Below are 18,462 nucleotides of genomic sequence, written 5' to 3' on the forward strand. Positions count from 1 at the left end.
CCTTACAACCATCCGGAGTCAATCAATGCGTCAGGAGATAAAACGGGTCGCCGTTATAGGTACAGGTGTTATCGGATCAAGTTGGGCGGCCTATTTTCTGGCGCGTGGCCTTGATGTGATCGCTACTGACCCTATGCCGGATGCCGAAACACGCCTGCGGGAAACCGTAGCGCGACTGTGGCCCACCATGCAGGCGATCGGGGTAAGCGTCGGCGCGTCGCTGGATCGTCTGCGCTTCGAAACAGATATGCTCGAGGCCGTTAAAGACGCTGACTTCGTTCAGGAAAACGGTCCCGAAGAAGAAACGCTCAAAATTGACCTTTTCCAGCGCATGGATTCCGTTGCACCGGCCGACGTCGTGCTCGCCTCAAGTTCCTCCGGGCTGCTGATCAGCAAGGTGCAGTCGGCCTGCAAGCATCCGGAGCGTGTTGTTCTGGGGCATCCTTTCAACCCGCCACACCTCATTCCGCTGGTAGAGGTCATCGGTGGAGACCAGACGTCCCAAGCCGCGCTAAAGGCTACCATCGATTTTTATAGTTCCATCGGCAAGAGCACGGTCAATCCTCGCAAGGAGGTGAAAGGCCATATTGCCAATCGCCTGCAGGCCGCTCTGTGGCGGGAAGCTTTTTACCTGGTAGAGCAGGGCGTCGCCACCGTACATGACATCGATGTAGCGATCTCTCATGGACCAGGCTTGCGCTGGTCGTTGCTGGGGCCATTCATGAACCTGCATTTGTCCGGTGGGCAGGGTGGTATCGAGCACATGCTGGAACACTTGGGCGGCCCGATACAGGACTGGTGGGACGATCTGGGATCGCCCACCATGACGCCCGACCTCAAGCGGAAAGTCGCCACGCAGCTGCGGGAGGTTTTGGCCAGTACGGATGAATCCCGGTTTTTACCCGAGCGCGATCGCATCCTGCTGGAACTGATAGCGGCAAAAAAAGCCTCGGGCAAGTTGCCTTGAGTTCTGCCCCGGGCCCCAAAGAAGCTTGGCCCTAGCTGACGCTTGCGGCCGCCTCTTCTAGCGCGACCGCCAGTGCCTGCTCGACGTTTTCAAGAAACACAAACTGCAATTGCTGCCGCGCCTCTTCCGGGATGTCTTCAAGGTCTTTTTCGTTGCGCGCCGGCAAAAGCACGGTGCGAATCCCTGCTTGTAGCGCTGCCAACACCTTTTCCTTGATTCCCCCGACAGGCAGGACTAAACCTCGCAAGCTGATTTCGCCTGTCATTGCAAGGTCATAACGGACCGGTCGCTCGGTCATGAGCGACGCCAGGGCCACAAACATTGCAGTTCCCGCGCTGGGTCCATCTTTAGGAATGGCACCCGCCGGGACGTGAACGTGAATATCCTGTTTCTCGAAGCTCTCCGGTTCTATTCCCAGGCTTTTTGCTTTTCCTTTCAACAAGGTCAGGGCAGCCTGGGCACTTTCCTTCATCACGTCTCCGAGCTGACCGGTCAGTATCAGGCGCCCATTGCCGGGAGCCCGGCTTGCCTCGATAAACAAAATATCGCCGCCCACGGGGGTCCACGCAAGGCCCGTTGCCACCCCCGCCAAACTTGTGCGCATGGCAAGCTCACTTTCGTACTTGCGCGCCCCCAGGATTGAGTGCAAATCGCCTTCATCTACGGTGACGCGCTTGTCAGTGCCTTCGGCTATCCGCATGGCGGCATGGCGAAAGACACTGCCAATTTCTCGCTCGAGATTCCGAACCCCCGCCTCGCGCGTATAAAAATGAATGATTGCTCGCAGTGCAGCGTCGGTCAGTTCGCATTGTTCTGAAGTAAGTCCGTTCGCCTCGAGTTGCCGCTGAACCAAGTAACGGCGAGCGATCTCCATCTTTTCGGATTCGGTATAGCCAAGAAGCTGGATGACTTCCATGCGGTCTCGCAGCGGTCCGGGAATGGCATCCAGAACGTTTGCTGTCGTGATGAACATGACTTTCGACAGGTCAAACGGCACCGCCAGGTAGTTGTCCCGAAACGCTGAGTTCTGTTCCGGGTCAAGTACTTCAAGCAGCGCCGCTGCCGGGTCCCCGTGCACTCCGCCGCCGCCCAGCTTATCGACTTCATCGAGCATCAACACGCAATTGCGCGAGCCCGCCTTGTGAATGGCCTGAATGATGTTGCCGGGAAGTGCGCCAATGTATGTACGGCGATGTCCACGGATCTCTGCCTCGTCATGGACGCCGCCCAAACCCAGACGCGCGAACTTGCGCCCGGTTGCCTTTGCAATACTTTGGCCCAGGGATGTCTTGCCTACGCCAGGCGGGCCGACGAAACACAGTATTGGGCTGCGGCCTTCGGGGTTGAGCTTGCGTACAGCCAAATATTCCAGGATGCGCCGCTTGATTTTCTCGAGCCCGAAATGATCGGCGTCGAGCGTTTCACGCGCCTCTGAAATATCAATGCGCTCGTCGGTCGTGATGTTCCACGGTAATTCTGTCAGCCAATCGAGGTAGGTTCGTAATGACGAGTATTCGGCTGATGCATCGGGCATATTGCTGAGGCGGCGCAATTCTTTACGCGCAATTTTTTCGACCTCCTCAGGCATCTGCGCCTTTTCGATATTGGCTTCAATCTCAGCGATTTCTGCCGCGTTGCTTTCAGTTTCGCCAAGCTCCTGCTGTATTGTCTTGAGTTGCTCGCGAAGCAATACTTCGCGTTGGCGATCCTCGAATCGTTCCTTGGTCTGCTTGTCGATATCCTGGCTGATACGCAGGACCTCGGCAAAATGCACCAGAAAGCCAAGAACCTTGTCCAGTCGCGGCAATAAATCAAAGGTTTCGAGTATGTCCTGCTTTTCGGCGGGCTTGATATCCATCAGGCCCGACACAAAGTCGGCCAGCACTGCGGGCGACGTGATACCCGCAGCTGTATTGGCCAGCTCCGGCGGAGCCTGTGGCAACATGCGCAAAATATCGGCTGTCCTGGTCTTGAGCTGCAACATCCGCGCTTCGATCTCGGGATCGGTTGTCTCGGGCTCTTCGTAAGTTTCCACCCGGGCGACCAGGAAAGGGTAGTCAGGCAGATATTCCTTGATGACGAAACGCTGTTCGCCCTGGCATATCAAATGGTGCTGGCCGTCCGGGGTTGTCACATATCGCAGGATGCTCGCAAGCGTTCCAACCCGGTGAAGGTCGACCCCCATGGGTTCATTGTTGTCGGCGTCTCGTTGCAGGACGATACCCACCTGGCGCCCCGAGCGAGCCGCATTCTGTGCCGCCTTTATCGAGCTTTCGCGTCCGATGCCAATTGGCGCAACCATCTGCGGGAACACGACCAGGTTGCGGACCGGAATGATGATCAGCGCGTCGTCGGGAATATTGAGTTCTGTTTGATCTGCAGCGGCTGCCTGAGAGTCTTGCGCGTGGTCAGTCGAGATTGGATCGTTCGTCTTTGTGTCCATGGCTTTCCCTTGTAATTGCTGGATAAGCACCTTTGAAGAGGCAGGCCCTACAGTTTGCGCAAGGTAAGTACCAGGCAACCGTTGGCCAAGGAGGACTCTTGTATTTCGAATTGCCCGGAAGGCAGCTCGATACGACGTTCGAACCGGCCGTACGGAATCTCGATTCGGCGTATGTGTGTAGAAGCGGGTGCGGGCATCGGGCGCTCACCCACCACAATCAGCGTGCCTCCGTCTATCAATACCTCGACCCGGTCAGGAGCGACCCCGGGCAGGGCCACCACGACGGACAGATGGGTAGCAGTCTCGAAAATGTCGGCGGGTGGTTCCCAGGTGGGACCGCGCGACGGATGTGGGCTGAGCTGGAAGAATTGCCGATGAAGCCGGTCGGCTTGCTCCAGCATTTGCACGGCTTGCGCCAGCATCAGGTTTGGCGATTTTCGATACGTCATGTTGGTGTCCCCAAAATCGGCATGTCGGCAGCTGTATGGTCAACTATAGAAGCAAACCGGGGACCTTCGCAATTGGACTCATGGCATGGGCGACGCGGTGAAACTGGGCAGACGCGGCATGGCTGGCACTTATGGTGAAATCAGGCGGGGCAGGCGTACTCGATGATCAACTGCGCCGAGACTGTTCCGTTCCAGACGTTTTGCTCCAGGCGGTATGCGACGTCCACGTGCTCGGGCAGGAGTTCCGCATGGTTGAACCAGATTGCATCAAAGCGTTGATGGCTGCGTTCCAGGCTAAGTTTCAAATGTTTGTCCTTGAGCAGGCGCTGATGCTGCACTCGGAAAACGTCGCGAAAGACGGGTGCTGGAAACCCGGCTCCCCAAACCTGTTCTGAAAGCATGCCGGCCACCTGTGCGTTGGCATAGCCGGTCTCAAGCGACCCGTCTGTTTCTATTACGGGTTCAAAGCTGCTTCGGCCTGTTAGGTGAACGACAGCATCGTCGAATCCTCGCAGGAACTGTTCGTAAGCGTCTTCGCGCAGGGTAAGCCCCGCTGCCATGGCATGACCCCCGAACTTGAGGATAATGCCGGGATGTTGTTTGGAGACCAGATCCAGCACATCGCGAAGATGCACGTCCGGAATGGAGCGCCCTGAGCCGCGCAGCTGTCCGGGCTCGGACCGGGCGAAAGCCAATGTGGGGCGCCAGTATGTCTCTTTCAGACGAGAAGCGACCAACCCAACCACACCCTGATGCCAATCGGGGTGATAAACGCAGACGCTGGCGCCTGTAACGGGCTGGTTCTGTTCGACGGCCAGCAGAGCCTCCTCTCGCATGGTTCCCTCGATGCCGCGCCGCTGCTGATTCATTTCGTCGAGTTCGCGAGCCAGTTTGAGAGCAAGGTTTTCGTCATCGGTAATCAGACAGTTGATACCCAGACTCATATCGGCAAGGCGCCCGGCAGCGTTGATGCGAGGGCCCAGAGCAAAACCCAGGTCGAATCCGGAAGCCTGGCGCGGTTCGCGACCGGCCACGGCAAACAGGGCACGCAAGCCTGCTTGCATTCGCCCTGAACGCATCCTTTGCAGCCCCTGTGTCACCAGGAGGCGATTGTTGCTGTCCAGTTTGACTACATCGGCAACAGTGCCAAGCGCGACGAGATCAGACAGGGCATCCAGCCTTGGTCCGCCGTCGGCCGGGTACACGCCTCGCCGTCGCAGTTCTGCACGCAGTGCCAGCATGAGGTAAAAAATGACCCCTACGCCAGCCAGGTTTTTCGAGGGGAAGCCGCAGCCGGGCTGATTGGGGTTGACTATGGCCACGGCATCCGGAAGGACCGGTCCTGGCAGGTGGTGATCGGTAATCAATACCTCGATTCCGGCCTGCCGCGCTGCTTCCACCCCATCAACGCTGGCAATCCCGTTGTCGACAGTAATGAGCATGTCGGGCTTGCCGGAAGGGTGCGATACGGCAAGTTGAACCACCTCGGGAGACAATCCGTAACCGGTTTCGAAGCGATTGGGCACGAGAAAATCGACATCTGCGCCCATGGCTCGCAACGCGCGAATTCCCACAGCGCAGGCTGTGGCTCCATCACAATCGTAGTCGGCGATGATAAGCAGTTTCTTGCCAGCCCGGATCGCATCAGCCAGGATTCGTGCTGCCGTTTCAACGTGCGTGAGCCGCGACGGGGGGATCATTGCGCCCCATTTGAGCAAGGTCTCATCCGCGCTGCGCACGCCGCGCGCCGCCCACAGACGACAAAGAAGGGGATGTATTCCCGCCGCTTCGAGTGCCTTCAGGGCATCTTGGTCAGCTTGGCGGGTACTTAGTTTTGGGACAACCACCATTTACTCCACGAATTACGACCTCGCCCCATCCATTTGCTCAGGCGAGCGAAGGGCCTGGGGGTTAGCGTAACAATACTGTTGCGGCCCGTCAGGACCAGCACCGGCGCTTGGCCATGCCTGGCCATCGGCTTGAATACTTGTGTCTCGAGTTGTGAAAGAGTTGCCAGCCAGGCACCCCAGTCCTGCGCCAGGAATGGGCCGAGCAAAGCGTCATGGCTGAGCGTATCATCGGTGGTCGGCGACATTCGTAACTGGCTCGGTCTGGCACCACCGAACAGCCACAGGCCGTTGATGGGGCGTTCGCCTTGTCGATGCCTGCTGACATTGACGGGCGAATCAAACCACAGCATTTGTATCTCGTTGAACAGGCGTCTCCAGGGTCGAATGGACGCATCTTGCGGCCACCAGTCGTTGACGGATGCTGTGGAGACCAACGAGGGACTGCTGCTGTTGAATGTGAATCCTGGAGGAGGGATCACCCTCCAGCGGGCCACGCCATCCGGATGCAGTTGGAAACCAGTTCCTTCGAACAGGGAATGTGCGGAGTCGAACAACGCTACACTCTGTTCTCGTGTAATGTTCAAGTCGTCCGAAGTCAGTAAAGCTGCACTGCTTTGCGTGGGTGCCATATGAACGAGCTCGGCCAGCCAGACGGGTTCCTGAGGGTCGATTTTGTGATTTTCCGACCACAATGGACCCAGCCCCGCGCTAAGATTCTGATTCGCGTCGGGCGTGAAGCCGGCTTTTTCCAGCTGCCACTGTTCAATCGCAGTGCAGCCCGATTTGGCAGGATCCACCGATTGCGTCCGGGCACTTCCGGCTGCAAGCCACCCTACAAAGGTGGGGGCGGTTTTTTCCAGGTGGGAAAGTAGGGCGCGCGCCGCGTCAGGACCAGGGAGCGCGCCAGGAAGTACGATGTGCATGCGTGAATTGTAGTGTCTGTGGAACAGGGCGCGAAATCCTCACAGGTACGGACGAGAACAAAAAGGTGGTTTCTAAGAATGTCTTATGAATTTTGGATAGGTTCACGCTATGCCGGCGTTTCGCGGGGCGCGCGGCGCGGCGGTCGCAGAGACCGCTTCGTGTCATTCATTGCCGGCACATCGATGGCTGGAATAGCGTTAGGCGTTGCAGCGCTTATCGTGGTGTTGTCCGTCATGAACGGCTTTCAGACCCAGGTTCGCGACCGGATGCTCTCCGTGCTGCCCCATATCGAAGTGTTCGTGCCGGGCGTCGAACCGGGACAGGTTCTGGATCGCTGGGAAGATTTGGCACAAGATGCCGCCCGAAATCCCGCGGTACGCGGAAAGGCTCCATTTGTTGCCGCCCAGGCCATGCTGGTTCGAGGCCAGTCGCTTAGCGGCGTGCAGCTGCGCGGCATTGATCCCGGGCGTGAAGCTGAGGTTTCCGATATTGCCGCCCAGATGACCGATGCCGACTTGGGCGTGCTTGAGCCCGGCTCATTTGCCATTGTCCTGGGAAGCCATCTGGCAGATGCGCTGGGAGTACGCGCTGGAGACACGCTGCTGGTGTTGGCCCCGCAGGGGTCGGTATCACCCGCCGGCTTTACGCCTCGTATGCGCCAGTTCACGGTAAAGGGTATTTTTTCATCTGGCTACTACGAGTACGATGCGTCAATGGCGTTCATCAACGTGCAAGATGCAGCTCGTGTATTTCGTGAGAGCGGTACCAGTGGCGTGCGCCTGAGCATTGATGACATGCAGCGCGCCCCTCAGATTGCGCAAGCACTTCGGAGCGAGGTTCCCGGCTATGCGCGTGTACGCGACTGGACCGAGAACAATCGAACCTGGTTCGCAGCGGTGCAAACCGAAAAGCGCATGATGTTCCTGATTCTGGCGCTGATTGTCGCAGTGGCGGCTTTCAATCTCTTGTCCTCCCTCGTGATGGCCGTGAAGGACAAGCAATCTGACATTGCCATATTGCGAACGCTGGGTGCCACGCCTCGCGAAATAGGTCGCATCTTTCTGGTGCAGGGAGCACTCATTGGCGTGATTGGCACCCTTGTGGGCGTGGGCCTGGGAATGTTGCTGGCCTTCAATATTGATGTCATTGTCCCGTTCATCGAGCGCCTGTTCGGAATTGAATTTCTTCCTCAGCAAATTTACTTCATCAGTGAGCTGCCCTCGAACCCCCAGGCCAGTGACATCTTGATTGTCACCATCACTTCTTTAGTCCTGTCGCTGCTTGCCACCATTTATCCAAGCTGGCGGGCATCGCGGCTCCAGCCTGCGCAGGTGCTTCGCCATGACTGATACGAACACGCCACTGTCTGACCACGTTCTGGTCGCCCGGAACCTTGTCAAATACTATGAAGAAGGGGGGCAAAGAGTCGACGTGCTCCGTGACGTGAGCCTCCATGTGGCCCGAGGTGAAATGGTTGCGGTAGTCGGTGCGTCCGGCTCAGGAAAAAGCACCATGCTGCACCTGCTGGGCTTGCTGGATCAGCCTACCTCGGGTTCGGTGTGGGTCAATGGTGTGTCCACCGAGGGGCTTTCCGAGGCACGGCGCAGTCAACTGCGCAACCGCAGTCTGGGCTTTGTGTATCAGTTTCATCATTTATTGTCCGAGTTCTCAGCGCTCGATAATGTTGCCATGCCGCTGATCGTACGTCGCGAGCGTCGCAGCGACGCTCGCGAGCAAGCGGCCGTCATGCTTGAGCAAGTCGGGCTGGCACACAGGATGACGCATTATCCTGGACAATTGTCCGGAGGCGAGAGACAGCGTGTCGCCTTGGCGCGTGCTCTGGTAAGCCGGCCTGCCTGTGTGTTGGCAGACGAGCCTACCGGTAACCTGGATCGCCACACGGCACACTCCATGTTCGAATTGCTGGTGCGGTTGAATCAGGAATCAGGTACAGCGTTTGCCATCGTGACCCATGATCCTTCGCTGGCTGCGCTGGCTCATCGGCAGCTCCACATGAATGATGGTTCGCTTGTTGATGCCGATCCGGCAGAAACTGCAGAAGCAGGGCGTGGTGGCTGACGTGTCGCCGCCTGGCCTACACGACAGAGCAAGGGTGGATTCATGCTTATCGACACGCACTGCCATCTTGATGCAGGCGAATTTCAGAGCGATCGCGACGAGGTTCTGAAGCGGGCTCACGACGCACGGGTGCATGCGATTGTCATTCCGGCAATTGCCCGCAGTAATTTTGATCGGGTTCGCGAACTGGCTCACTCATTTGCTGGCGGTGTGTATGCACTGGGCATTCACCCGATCTGCGTGCCGCAGGCGTCGATCGACGATCTTGCCGTACTGGAGTCCGAAATCCGGGCGTCGTTGTCAGATCCCAGGTTTGTCGGCATCGGTGAAATCGGTCTTGACTTCTTCTTGCCCGAACTCAAGACAGATGCCATGCGGCGACGTCAAGAGGAGTTCTATTCAGCGCAACTGGACTTGGCCGTTCAATTTGATTTGCCGGTAATCCTGCATGTACGCCGCTCTCACGACATTTTGCTCAAACACTTGCGTCGCCGTCCTCGCATAGGCGGTATTGGCCATGCCTTCAATGGAAGCTTTCAACAGGCAGAGCAGTTCATTGCGCAGGGGTTTGTGCTGGGAATGGGCGGGGCCATGACGTTCGACCGCGCCTTGCAGATCAGACGATTGGCCCAACGCCTTCCGCTTGACGCCCTGGTTCTTGAAACTGACGCACCGGATATTCCGCCGGCATGGCTGGAGTCGGGCAGTAGAAACGAGCCCTCAAGCGTTGCGGGTGTGGCCAGGGTGCTGGCACAGATCCGTGGCACCACCCTGGACGAGGTCATCGTCCAGACCGGGGCAAATGCCCTTAGAGTATTGCCCCGACTTGCGACAGTGCTGCCTCGGCAAGCGCCGTTTCAGGCTTGCTGAACGTGTTCAGGCTTTGTTGGCCTTCAGTTTTGATGGATCAAAGCCGGCTGCACGCTTGTACCGCAATGACACCTCTTCCAGCACCTCTTGGGGGATGACGTCATTGATGTGCGCGAATCCGTCGGGAGCACGCTCGTGCGCCATCTGCATGACTTGTTCCGGGCCATTCAGGCGATTGCGCAAGATGATGCCCGTGGTGGCGGGCAGGCGTTCAGCCTCGTATTCTTTTAGTGCCGCCTCGACATTGCGATGGTGCTTTTGCACGGTTTCGAGCAGCCTGTCGGCCAGGCAGCGTGCGTCGAGAATGGCTTGTGCAGACCCGTTTGACCCGATGGGATATAAAGGGTGGGCTGCATCACCCATCAATGTCGCCTTGCCGTGAGTCCATCTGGGAAGCGGATCTTTATCAACAAGGGGAAATTCATAGATCGCCTCTGTTCCGTCAATCAATGCCGGGATATCGATCCAGGGCCATTTCCAGCTTTGAAATTCGGAGGCGAATACCGACTTGTCGACAACCCGGTTCCAGTCGGTATACGAGACGCGGTCTTCGGGAACGCTGAGCTCGGCAATCCAGTTGATGGCAACGGTACCTGCCGGTGCCGCTTCGTCCACGATAGGATAGGCGACGAATTTCTGGTCCTGGTAGCCGGCCATGAACATCGTGCGGCCATCCAGGTAGGGCCGGGTATAGGTCACCGCGCGCCAGAGAATGCGTCCCGAAAAACGGAATTCGTCACGGTCTGGGTAGAAGCCTTTGCGCACCGCCGAATGGATACCATCGGCGCCAACAAGGACGTCACCCCGAAAGTCGACAGCAGCGCCATTGTTGGAGCGATCCCGGAAAAGAGCAGTGACGCCATCGGCGTCCTGTGTCAATGATTCGAAGGCCTTGCCGGTATGGAGCTTGTCGGCACCCAGGCGCTCGCGCACGGCCTCGGCGAGCAGAAGCTGCAGGCGGCCCCGATGTATGGAAAGCTGCGGCACTGCATAACCCGCAGCCAGACCTCGCGGCTCTTGCCAGATGCTTTGACCGAAGCGGTTGTAATAGTGCAGGGCGGAGGTCTCCACAGCGTTGGCTTGCAGCGTCTCCAGCATGCCCACATCTTTGAGTTCGGTCGCGGCATGCGGCAGCAGATTGATGCCGACGCCGAGGGGTTTGAGCTCGCGCACGCTTTCAAATACTTCGCATTCGATGCCGCGCTTGTGCAGCATAAGTGCCAGAGTCAGGCCACCTATTCCGGCGCCGACGATGATGACTTTCAAGATCTTCTCCTAAAACGTGGCGCAAATAATAACAAAACACTACGGGTGGTGTGGGAAGTTGCGGTCAACTGAGTGCAGCGGCTGGCAGCTGGGTTTCTCTGGTTACTTCGTGGAAACCTCGCTGGACGCAACCGTCACGTATGGGGACCCGGAATGATTTGACCGTCCTACCATGGGCAAGGGAATGTCGCCGGGCTCATCGTCGCATGGGGCTTCCCGGGTTCCCATTTATTTTTGAATGGATAAAGGGCATCGTATGCTTGGGCGACTGAGTGTGTTGTCTGGCCTGACCGCCGCCGCTCTTGCGCATGGCCTGCCGCGTTCGCCCGATGCAGTCGAGTGGGCAGGTCTTTGGGGTGCCGTACTTGTCGCCGCCTTCGTCCTGCGTCGACGTCGACCCACCTGGATCATGCCGGCGGTTGCGTTTTTGTCCGGGTGGGCATGGGTGTCGGTGAACATCGATCATCGATCCGCGGAATTCCTTAGAGATTCCGACGAAGATAAAGTGTCGAGGGTGGTATTGCGTATCGAGACCCTCCCTCAAGTGTCTTCAGAAAGTCGACGCTTCGATGCGTATGTTCTTGAGTCATTGCCGGACGGCGTGCCGCGGCGTATACGGGTATCGTGGCATGCACCCGGCTATAGCGGTCCGTACGGAAGACGGCCAAACGCACAGAAGGCCTACAACGACGAGCCGGAATTTCCTTCGCTGGTTCCTGGGCAGGTGTGGCGCATGTCGCTGAACCTGCGTCGTCCTCACGGACTGTCCAACCCTCATGGCTTCGATTATGAGAAACACGTGTTCGCTGCTGGTGTGCGAGCAGTGGGCAGCGTACGTGGAACACCTCGCTATTTATACGACCAGCCCTGGTCCAGCCTGAGCGTTATTGCTGAACGTACACGTCACAGGGTGCGCGAGGCCATGGCACCGTATCTTGAGAACAAGCGATATGGGCCGGTATTGCTTGCGCTGGCCATTGGAGACCAGGCAGGTGTGCCGGCGGCTGATTGGCTGACCTTTAATCGAACTTCGATTACCCATCTGATATCAATCAGTGGAAGCCATATCACAATGATCGCGGCGCTGGGCGGAATGTTGACGCTTTGGCTGTGGCGACGCCTGAGCCTGGGCGGTGTATTCCTCGCTGAACGCGTTCCGGCGCAAGTGGCCGCCTGCGTGGCGGCGCTGCTTGTTGCCTGGCTATATTGTCTCTTGGCGGGCTGGGGAGTACCCGCGCGACGCACATTTCTGATGTTGTGCGTTCTGGCCTTTGCCCATGTTTCCCGACTTCCGCTCGGTCCCTGGCGCGTGCTGCTTCTGGCTGCCACTGCTGTCGTGATCCTTGATCCGTGGGCGCTGCTGGCCAGCGGCTTCTGGTTGTCCTTTGGAGCAGTGGCCGTACTGCTGACAAGTGGCCGCTGGATTGGTGAAGCTATTGATGGAGCGGAATCATGGCGTCACTGGCGCTGGTTGGTCACCGCGGCCAAGTTGCAGTTAACCGTCACGGCCGGGTTGATGCCGGTTCTGGCATTGATGTTCAACGAAGTTTCCGTCGTATCTCCTTTCGCCAATGCCTATGCGATTCCTGTGATCAGCCTGGTCGTGACACCATTGGCGCTAGTTCTGGCGGCTGTTGCGATGGTGCCAGGGTCGGGTCCGGCAGCAGGCGTCCTTGCTTGGCTGGCACATCTGCCCTTGAGCTGGATGATGGCTCCCACGCATTGGCTGGCCGGTTTGAAACTGGCCAGCATTGACGCCGCCGCAGCGCCCGGATGGGCGGTGGGGCTTGCATTGATCGGGCTGGCATGGGCGTTGATGCCTCAGGGATTGCCATGGCGAGGGATGGGGTGGCTATTGATGCTGCCGGCCTTGTTCTGGAAGCCCGAGCGTCCGCCTCGGGGCAGCTGGGATATGGTGGCTCTGGATGTCGGTCAGGGTTCAGCGGTGCTGTTTATGACGCAAAATCATACCCTGCTGTTCGACACCGGTATCAGGCATGGTCCGGAGACTGACGCCGCGGCCCGCAATATTGTTCCGTTTCTTCGCGCCAGGGGCATTGGCCGAATAGATGTTTTGGTAGTATCGCACGCCGACATCGATCATGCAGGTGGCTTGCGCAGCGTGCTTGAATCCAGGCTCGTAACGCAGTCATACAGCTCTTTTGATATGGTGGCTTATCTCAAGCGGGAGGCAAGGCTGTTGGGAGTTTCCCGTGATCTTCCGGTCTTGCCCGCGGTCATTTCGCGTTGCCACTACGGTGCGCGGTGGGTTGTGGACGGGGTGAAATTCGAATTTCTGTGGCCGCTTCCGACAGCGCCTCTTGTAGGAACGAATAGCGATACCAAGCTGCGTAATGCCCAAAGCTGCGTGCTACGGATACAGGGCAGGCATCACTTCGCGTTGCTGACAGGCGATATCAGTGCTGCCCAGGAGACGGAACTGGTTGCGCGTGACATCGGACCGATTGACGTACTGGTGGCTGCACATCATGGTTCGCGAAGTTCGTCCGATCCGGAACTGGTTCGACACACCGGGCCCTCACATGTCATCGCGCAGGCAGGCCGCTGGAATCGATATGGGCATCCCCATGCGGTTGTTGAACGCCGGTGGCAGCGCAGCGGAGCCACATTCTGGAGGACCGACCAGGATGGAGCGATTATGGCCAGTTCACGCGATAGCGGCCTTCAGGTAAAAGCCAACAGGAGTGGGCGAAACCCATAGGGTCAGAGATCGGTTACTATTTTTGAGCTCTGCCTTGGCTTGTTGCCAACGGCAGGCCTATCGCCCAGATTGGCATTCTTTGAGTTGTGCTTTATTTCGCATAGGTCCAACCATGATCGAACCCCGTCTCAAGTTTGTTACCTGCGCCAGCCCTTCGGGTGTCCATCGTATGGCGTATTGGGAGTGGGGCGATTCCTCTAGCAGTAAAACCCTGATATGCGTACACGGCCTGACGCGCTGTGGCCGGGATTTTGACGAATTGGCTCAAAAGCTGGTCCCGGAGTACCGTGTGGTGGCGCCGGATATCGTAGGCCGTGGACGTTCTGACTGGCTGGACGACCCCAGTGGTTATGCCGTACCCCAATACGTTTCTGACATTCTGACCTTGATCGCCCGACTTGACGTGACCGAGGTCGATTGGCTGGGTACGTCCATGGGCGGGTTGATCGGCCTGGGGCTGGTGGGCGCGCTCGCGGCATCTGCAGCCGGTCGCATTCGACGTGAAGGGTTAGGGTTGCCCGTCGATAGCGCACTGAAATTACGTAAGATCGTACTGAACGACATTGGCCCCGGACTCGAACGGCAGGGACTGGCGCGCATTGCGTCTTATGTTGGCACCGACGTTACCTTCAATACCTTTGACGAGGCGGTCGCCTACGTTCAGTCAGTGTCATCAGGTTTTGGGCCGCACTCTCAAGCGCAGTGGAATCGCCTGACCCGGGACGTCTTTGTGCAGAAAGACGGGCGATGGATACGACACTACGATCTGCGCCTGGCCCAGCCAATGATGCAACAAGATGAAAGTGCTCTGGATGCAGCCGAAAAAATGCTCTGGTTCGCCTATGACAGCATCACTTCTCCCATTTTGGTGATTCGGGGCTCGGAGTCTGATGTACTGACCAGGGAGACGTTGAAAGACATGAGCCGCCGTAACCCACAAACCCGGTCTGTCGAGTTTGCAGGGGTCGGACATGCGCCAACGCTCATGATTGACGAGCAGATCCAGCCTGTCGTGGATTTCCTGCGCGGCTCTGTCTGAGACGATGGGTCCGGTTCTTGCCGGTAGGCGTGTCCAGACAAGTACAATGATTTCAATGACTGGAACCAGACTATCCATCAATGCTGATCTGCATTGTCACTCGCGGGTATCAGATGGGGTGTTGACTCCGACTGCGCTGGCGCAGCGTGCCCGCGAAGGCGGGGTGCAATTATGGTCTCTTACCGACCACGACGAGCTTTCGGGCATCAGCGAAGCGCAAGAGGCATGCTCCCGGTTTGATCTGGCCTTCGTACCGGGTGTCGAAATATCCGCGACGTGGGCCAAGCGCACGGTGCACATCGTCGGTCTCAATATCGATCCGTCGAATCTCGTTCTCCGGCAAGGGCTGGCGTCGGTCCGCGAAGGGCGTGTGGCCAGGGCTCGCCGTATTGCCGAACGACTCGAGAATATGGGTATCCAGGGAAGCTTTGAGGGCGCGCTCCGCTACGCGTCCAATCCTCAACTGCTCAGTCGCACCCACTTCGCCCGATACATACTCGAGCAGGGTTATTGCTCAACCATGCAAGAGGTATTTGATCAATATCTGGGCGAAGGTCGGGCCGGGAACGTCCGTGTTGACTGGGCGAAGCTCGAAGACGCCGTGCAGTGGATAGTTGGAGCCGGCGGCAGGGCAGTTATTGCTCACCCCGGTCGTTATGCGTATGACGCGACCCAGGCAGATGCCTTTTTTGACATTTTCAAGCAGCTGGGCGGAGAAGGTATCGAGGTGGTAACCGGCAGCCACCGGCCAGAGCAATTCAAGAAGTACGCCGACGTCGCCCGTCAATATGGCTTTCTGGCATCACGCGGGTCGGATTTTCATGCACCCAGCGAAAGTCATATTGATCTGGGTTCATTACCCCAGCTGCCGGAGGGCTTGAAGCCGGTCTGGCACGACTGGGTCTGAGCCTTACGTCTCTGAACCGGCAGCGTCGTAGGCGCGCTCGTAATTGACGCCAAAAACACTCATGTATGTGGGATAAAAACTGCAATATAGAATCGCCACTACCACGATATTGACCGGCATCAAGACCAGCTGCACCACCCCTGCGGGCAGGCCCAGCGATGTCAACAGGCTTCCGCTGGTTTGCACAGCAACAAAAATTGCACCCCAACTGACGCCATATAACAAGAACGGCCATTTGTTGCGCCAGCATGCGACCATGGAGTAAAAAAGCGCCTGCACCAGTCTGATTCCGTGCCAGCCTGTCAAGGCCGGCGCATGCCAGAACAAGGCCGAAATCAGTATATAAAGGATGGCGAAGGTAATCAGCGGAGGGAGCAGGGCGTCAAACAAGACCGCGGGATCAATGTTGCTGCCATCGCCGATAGCGGTCGACAGCTGACCCAAAAATGGCAAGGTCGAGATAAAGCCGGCAATCATGCAGCATCCCAGGTAAGCCAGACCCAAACGAAAAAGGCGGCGTCGTACCGCCTTATCGCGTAAAGGCTCAAGCCACATGCCAGGCATCATCTGGCGACCCTTCGAAATATTCCTGCAGGCGCAAAGTGTGATGAAAGTAAGGACTGGGGTCGCCGCAATCAGAACCATCTGGCCGATGATCGGGATCGCCGAAGATATGGTGATGAACAGGCTGGTCAGAAGACCCCAGAAGAACATTGCCAGAGGCTGTTGCCTGAATATCCGGCCGCCTTCCTGAATCCAGGACCAACCGGAACGAAAGGGAAGTTTTGCTGCTTGCATGAGATTTCCTGCTTGACGGTGCCCGTGGACTGCAGATCAGGGCAGCGCCGGCGCGGGCGTTTCACGCCGTTTTCGCAAAATGCGCTCGAAATGTCTCGGATCATGTGGCTTGAGCGTTTGAGCGGGCCGAGGCAAAAAGAAGTCGAACAGTCTGGAAGTCCAGAAACGAAGGGCGGCTGCTTGCAACAGCAATGGCCAGGCTTCCCGCTCTTCAGCCGTGAACGGCCGGACTTCTGCGTAGGCCTTTAGCCAGGCATTGATCTTATCTTCGATGAATGCACCGCTATTGCGTTCGATACACCAGTCGTTGACGCTTACCGCAACGTCGAAAAGCCAGGTGTCGCATCCCGCGAAGTAAAAGTCGATAAAGCCACCCATGCGAGGGTTTTCGTATGTGCCATCGAACAAAACGTTGTCGCGAAACAGGTCGCAGTGTGCCGGGCCGAAGGGCAGCTTTGCATAAAGCTCAGACGCAGCAAATGAGATCTGCTCGTCAAGCACCGTGTTGATCAGGTCGGACTGATGCTCGTCGAGAAAGGGCACGACTTTCGGAATGGTGGATCGCCACCAGTCCAGGCCTCGCAGATTAGGTTGCTTCAGGGAAAAATCCTGCGCGGCAAGATGCGTCCGGGCAAGCGTTTGGCCTGCCAAGGCACAGTGCAAGGGGCCGGGGTCTGGTTCGTAGCCTCCTGAAAGGCGACTGACAATGGCGGCCGGCTTGCCATGCAGGACGCCCAGTCGCTCGCCGTTCTTACGGGTTTGAGGCTGGGGAACCGGAATTCCCCTGTTGGCCAGGTGATGCATCAGCTCGATGTAGAACGGCAATTGCTCGTATGTGAGCACCTCGAATAAGGTCAGTACATACTCGCCCTGGGTGGTTGTCAGGAAATAGTTGGTGTTCTCAATACCGGCGGTAATTCCCCGCAGAGTAACCAGCTCGCCCAGAGTGTAATGATGCAAAAGCTCGCGTGCGTCGTCGTCGCTGACAGGGGTGAATACGGCCATAAAGAAAATAAGCAGTCAAGGATTTTGGGCACTGCCTGGAGCAGCAATGCCGGATTGTAAAGCAGTGGGTTCAAAGGGGGAAACGTGCCTCTATGGCTCCGAACGTTAAAATCGGCTCTGATCCCTAACTTATTCACTATACCGTATCGTGAAATCCACCTTGCCTGCCGCTTCAGGGTGGCGCTTGTGCGTTGCTCCCATGATCGACGTTACTGATCGTCATTGTCGCTTTTTTCATCGTCTCCTGGCACCCAGGGCACGACTCTATACCGAGATGATTACGACCGGCGCCCTTATGCACGGAGACGTCGCCAGACACCTGGATTTCAATGAATCCGAAACGCCGGTGGCACTTCAACTGGGGGGCAGTGATCCGGCGGCATTGGCAGAGTGTGCCAAGCTTGGCGAGCAATGGGGCTACGACGAGATCAATCTCAATTGCGGTTGCCCTTCGGATCGTGTTCAACGGGGAGCGTTTGGCGCCTGTCTGATGGCAGAGCCCCAACTGGTGGCCGATTGCATAAAGGCCATGCAAGATGCAGTCACTGTTCCGGTCACCGTCAAGCATCGGCTTGGCCTGGACTACGATGACTCGTACAGCTTTGTGAGAGATTTCGTGGGGCAGTTGCATCGGATTGGCTGCAGGGTATTTATCGTCCATGCCCGTAACGCGGTGCTCCAGGGATTGTCTCCCAAGGACAACCGCGAAATCCCTCCATTGCGGTACGACGTCGCCCACCAGCTCAAAATTGATTTTCCGGACTCTGTCTTTGTGTTGAATGGCGGGCTGGCACAGCCTGATCAGGCTATAGCCCAGTTGCAGCGTTTTGATGGCGTCATGCTGGGTCGAGCGGCATGGCACACTCCCGGGGTGCTTTCCGGGATTTCCCGAGACCTGTACCCGGAAGAACCCCTGCTGGAGCCAGGCCAGGTCGTGCATGCAATGGTGGAGTATGCGCAGGCTCAGGTCGCGCGGGGCGTTCCCTTGCGCATGGTATTGAAACCCATGCTTGGCTGGATGTCGGGCAGGCCGGGGGCGCGATACTGGCGCCGCATGCTTTCTGATGCCTCGTTGTTGAACAGGAATGATCCCGGGATGCTCGAACAAGCGTGGCACGATCTTGTACGACGGGCCGAATAAAA

Annotated in this window: 15 protein-coding genes; 8 read left to right on the top strand and 7 right to left on the bottom strand. The window is 57.6% G+C overall.

Features of this window, described 5'->3' with window-relative positions:
* Positions 1 to 25: 25 nt before the first annotated feature.
* Entirely contained in the window at positions 26 to 967 is a 942-nt protein-coding gene (locus Q1J88_RS01335) for a 3-hydroxyacyl-CoA dehydrogenase NAD-binding domain-containing protein (protein WP_301115601.1), read from the top strand.
* Between the two features lie 31 nt (positions 968 to 998).
* Here Q1J88_RS01335 and lon read toward each other — a convergent pair whose 3' ends face one another.
* From lon to Q1J88_RS01355, 4 genes are all read right to left on the bottom strand, one after another.
* On the bottom strand, positions 999 to 3,410 hold the full coding sequence (gene lon / locus Q1J88_RS01340) for an endopeptidase La (protein ID WP_301115602.1): 2,412 nt from the start codon (positions 3,408 to 3,410) through the stop codon (positions 999 to 1,001).
* Positions 3,411 to 3,457: 47 nt separating this feature from the next.
* Positions 3,458 to 3,859, bottom strand: coding sequence for an Hsp20/alpha crystallin family protein (locus Q1J88_RS01345; RefSeq protein WP_301115603.1), 402 nt, complete (start codon positions 3,857 to 3,859; stop codon positions 3,458 to 3,460).
* 140 nt (positions 3,860 to 3,999) lie between these two features.
* Entirely contained in the window at positions 4,000 to 5,706 is a 1,707-nt protein-coding gene (recJ, locus tag Q1J88_RS01350) for a single-stranded-DNA-specific exonuclease RecJ (protein ID WP_301115693.1), read from the bottom strand.
* Positions 5,688 to 6,632 carry a hypothetical protein gene (locus Q1J88_RS01355; RefSeq protein WP_301115604.1) on the bottom strand — a complete coding sequence of 315 codons (945 nt, stop codon included), beginning with the start codon at positions 6,630 to 6,632 and terminating at the stop codon, positions 5,688 to 5,690. The genes recJ and Q1J88_RS01355 overlap by 19 nt, the downstream gene beginning before the upstream one ends.
* Positions 6,633 to 6,710: 78 nt before the next feature.
* Here Q1J88_RS01355 and Q1J88_RS01360 point away from each other — a divergent pair, with 78 nt between their 5' ends.
* Genes Q1J88_RS01360 through Q1J88_RS01370 form a run of 3 tightly spaced genes read left to right on the top strand, consistent with a single transcriptional unit; the run spans position 6,711 to position 9,582 of the window.
* Positions 6,711 to 7,982: a lipoprotein-releasing ABC transporter permease subunit gene (locus Q1J88_RS01360; RefSeq protein WP_301115605.1), complete on the top strand. Its 1,272-nt coding sequence runs from the start codon at positions 6,711 to 6,713 to the stop codon at positions 7,980 to 7,982.
* A complete protein-coding gene (gene lolD, locus Q1J88_RS01365; protein WP_301115606.1) occupies positions 7,975 to 8,712 on the top strand; it encodes a lipoprotein-releasing ABC transporter ATP-binding protein LolD in 738 nt (245 codons plus the stop codon). The genes Q1J88_RS01360 and lolD overlap by 8 nt, the downstream gene beginning before the upstream one ends.
* 42 nt (positions 8,713 to 8,754) lie before the next feature.
* Complete coding sequence (locus Q1J88_RS01370; protein WP_301115607.1) at positions 8,755 to 9,582, top strand: TatD family hydrolase; 828 nt, start codon at positions 8,755 to 8,757, stop codon at positions 9,580 to 9,582.
* Between the two features lie 6 nt (positions 9,583 to 9,588).
* On the opposite strand, the gene Q1J88_RS01375 is transcribed toward Q1J88_RS01370, so the two are convergent.
* Complete coding sequence (locus tag Q1J88_RS01375; RefSeq protein ID WP_301115608.1) at positions 9,589 to 10,848, bottom strand: flavin-dependent oxidoreductase; 1,260 nt, start codon at positions 10,846 to 10,848, stop codon at positions 9,589 to 9,591.
* Between the two features lie 256 nt (positions 10,849 to 11,104).
* Between Q1J88_RS01375 and Q1J88_RS01380 the strand changes: the two genes are divergently transcribed.
* From Q1J88_RS01380 to Q1J88_RS01390, 3 genes are all read left to right on the top strand, one after another.
* A complete protein-coding gene (locus Q1J88_RS01380) occupies positions 11,105 to 13,570 on the top strand; it encodes a DNA internalization-related competence protein ComEC/Rec2 (protein WP_301115609.1) in 2,466 nt (821 codons plus the stop codon).
* Between the two features lie 112 nt (positions 13,571 to 13,682).
* Complete coding sequence (locus Q1J88_RS01385) at positions 13,683 to 14,609, top strand: alpha/beta hydrolase (RefSeq protein WP_301115610.1); 927 nt, start codon at positions 13,683 to 13,685, stop codon at positions 14,607 to 14,609.
* Positions 14,610 to 14,664: 55 nt separating this feature from the next.
* Positions 14,665 to 15,516 carry a 3',5'-nucleoside bisphosphate phosphatase gene (locus Q1J88_RS01390; protein ID WP_301115611.1) on the top strand — a complete coding sequence of 284 codons (852 nt, stop codon included), beginning with the start codon at positions 14,665 to 14,667 and terminating at the stop codon, positions 15,514 to 15,516.
* A 3-nt stretch (positions 15,517 to 15,519) separates the two neighbouring features.
* Here the strand turns inward: Q1J88_RS01390 and Q1J88_RS01395 are convergent, their stop codons facing one another.
* Positions 15,520 to 16,314, bottom strand: coding sequence for a BPSS1780 family membrane protein (locus Q1J88_RS01395; protein WP_301115612.1), 795 nt, complete (start codon positions 16,312 to 16,314; stop codon positions 15,520 to 15,522).
* Positions 16,315 to 16,350: 36 nt separating this feature from the next.
* A complete protein-coding gene (locus tag Q1J88_RS01400) occupies positions 16,351 to 17,319 on the bottom strand; it encodes a homoserine kinase (RefSeq protein WP_301115613.1) in 969 nt (322 codons plus the stop codon).
* A gap of 160 nt (positions 17,320 to 17,479) precedes the next feature.
* Between Q1J88_RS01400 and dusA the strand changes: the two genes are divergently transcribed.
* Positions 17,480 to 18,460, top strand: coding sequence for a tRNA dihydrouridine(20/20a) synthase DusA (gene dusA / locus Q1J88_RS01405; RefSeq protein ID WP_301115694.1), 981 nt, complete (start codon positions 17,480 to 17,482; stop codon positions 18,458 to 18,460).
* The last annotated feature ends 2 nt before the right edge of the window (positions 18,461 to 18,462 follow it).

Source organism: Pusillimonas sp., from assembly GCF_029263785.1.
Taxonomy (GTDB): Bacteria; Pseudomonadota; Gammaproteobacteria; order Burkholderiales; family Burkholderiaceae_B; genus Pusillimonas.

What these genes read in the sequence shown, in the direction of transcription:
- Q1J88_RS01335 (WP_301115601.1), top strand. Translation starts at nt 26, where the DNA reads ATGCGTCAGGAGATAAAACGGGTCGCCGTTATAGGTACAGGTGTTATC.
- lon (WP_301115602.1), bottom strand. Translation starts at nt 3,410, where the DNA reads ATGGACACAAAGACGAACGATCCAATCTCGACTGACCACGCGCAAGAC.
- Q1J88_RS01345 (WP_301115603.1), bottom strand. Translation starts at nt 3,859, where the DNA reads ATGACGTATCGAAAATCGCCAAACCTGATGCTGGCGCAAGCCGTGCAA.
- Q1J88_RS01355 (WP_301115604.1), bottom strand. Translation starts at nt 6,632, where the DNA reads ATGCACATCGTACTTCCTGGCGCGCTCCCTGGTCCTGACGCGGCGCGC.
- Q1J88_RS01360 (WP_301115605.1), top strand. Translation starts at nt 6,711, where the DNA reads ATGTCTTATGAATTTTGGATAGGTTCACGCTATGCCGGCGTTTCGCGG.
- lolD (WP_301115606.1), top strand. Translation starts at nt 7,975, where the DNA reads ATGACTGATACGAACACGCCACTGTCTGACCACGTTCTGGTCGCCCGG.
- Q1J88_RS01370 (WP_301115607.1), top strand. Translation starts at nt 8,755, where the DNA reads ATGCTTATCGACACGCACTGCCATCTTGATGCAGGCGAATTTCAGAGC.
- Q1J88_RS01380 (WP_301115609.1), top strand. Translation starts at nt 11,105, where the DNA reads ATGCTTGGGCGACTGAGTGTGTTGTCTGGCCTGACCGCCGCCGCTCTT.
- Q1J88_RS01385 (WP_301115610.1), top strand. Translation starts at nt 13,683, where the DNA reads ATGATCGAACCCCGTCTCAAGTTTGTTACCTGCGCCAGCCCTTCGGGT.
- Q1J88_RS01390 (WP_301115611.1), top strand. Translation starts at nt 14,665, where the DNA reads ATGACTGGAACCAGACTATCCATCAATGCTGATCTGCATTGTCACTCG.
- Q1J88_RS01395 (WP_301115612.1), bottom strand. Translation starts at nt 16,314, where the DNA reads ATGCAAGCAGCAAAACTTCCCTTTCGTTCCGGTTGGTCCTGGATTCAG.
- Q1J88_RS01400 (WP_301115613.1), bottom strand. Translation starts at nt 17,319, where the DNA reads ATGGCCGTATTCACCCCTGTCAGCGACGACGACGCACGCGAGCTTTTG.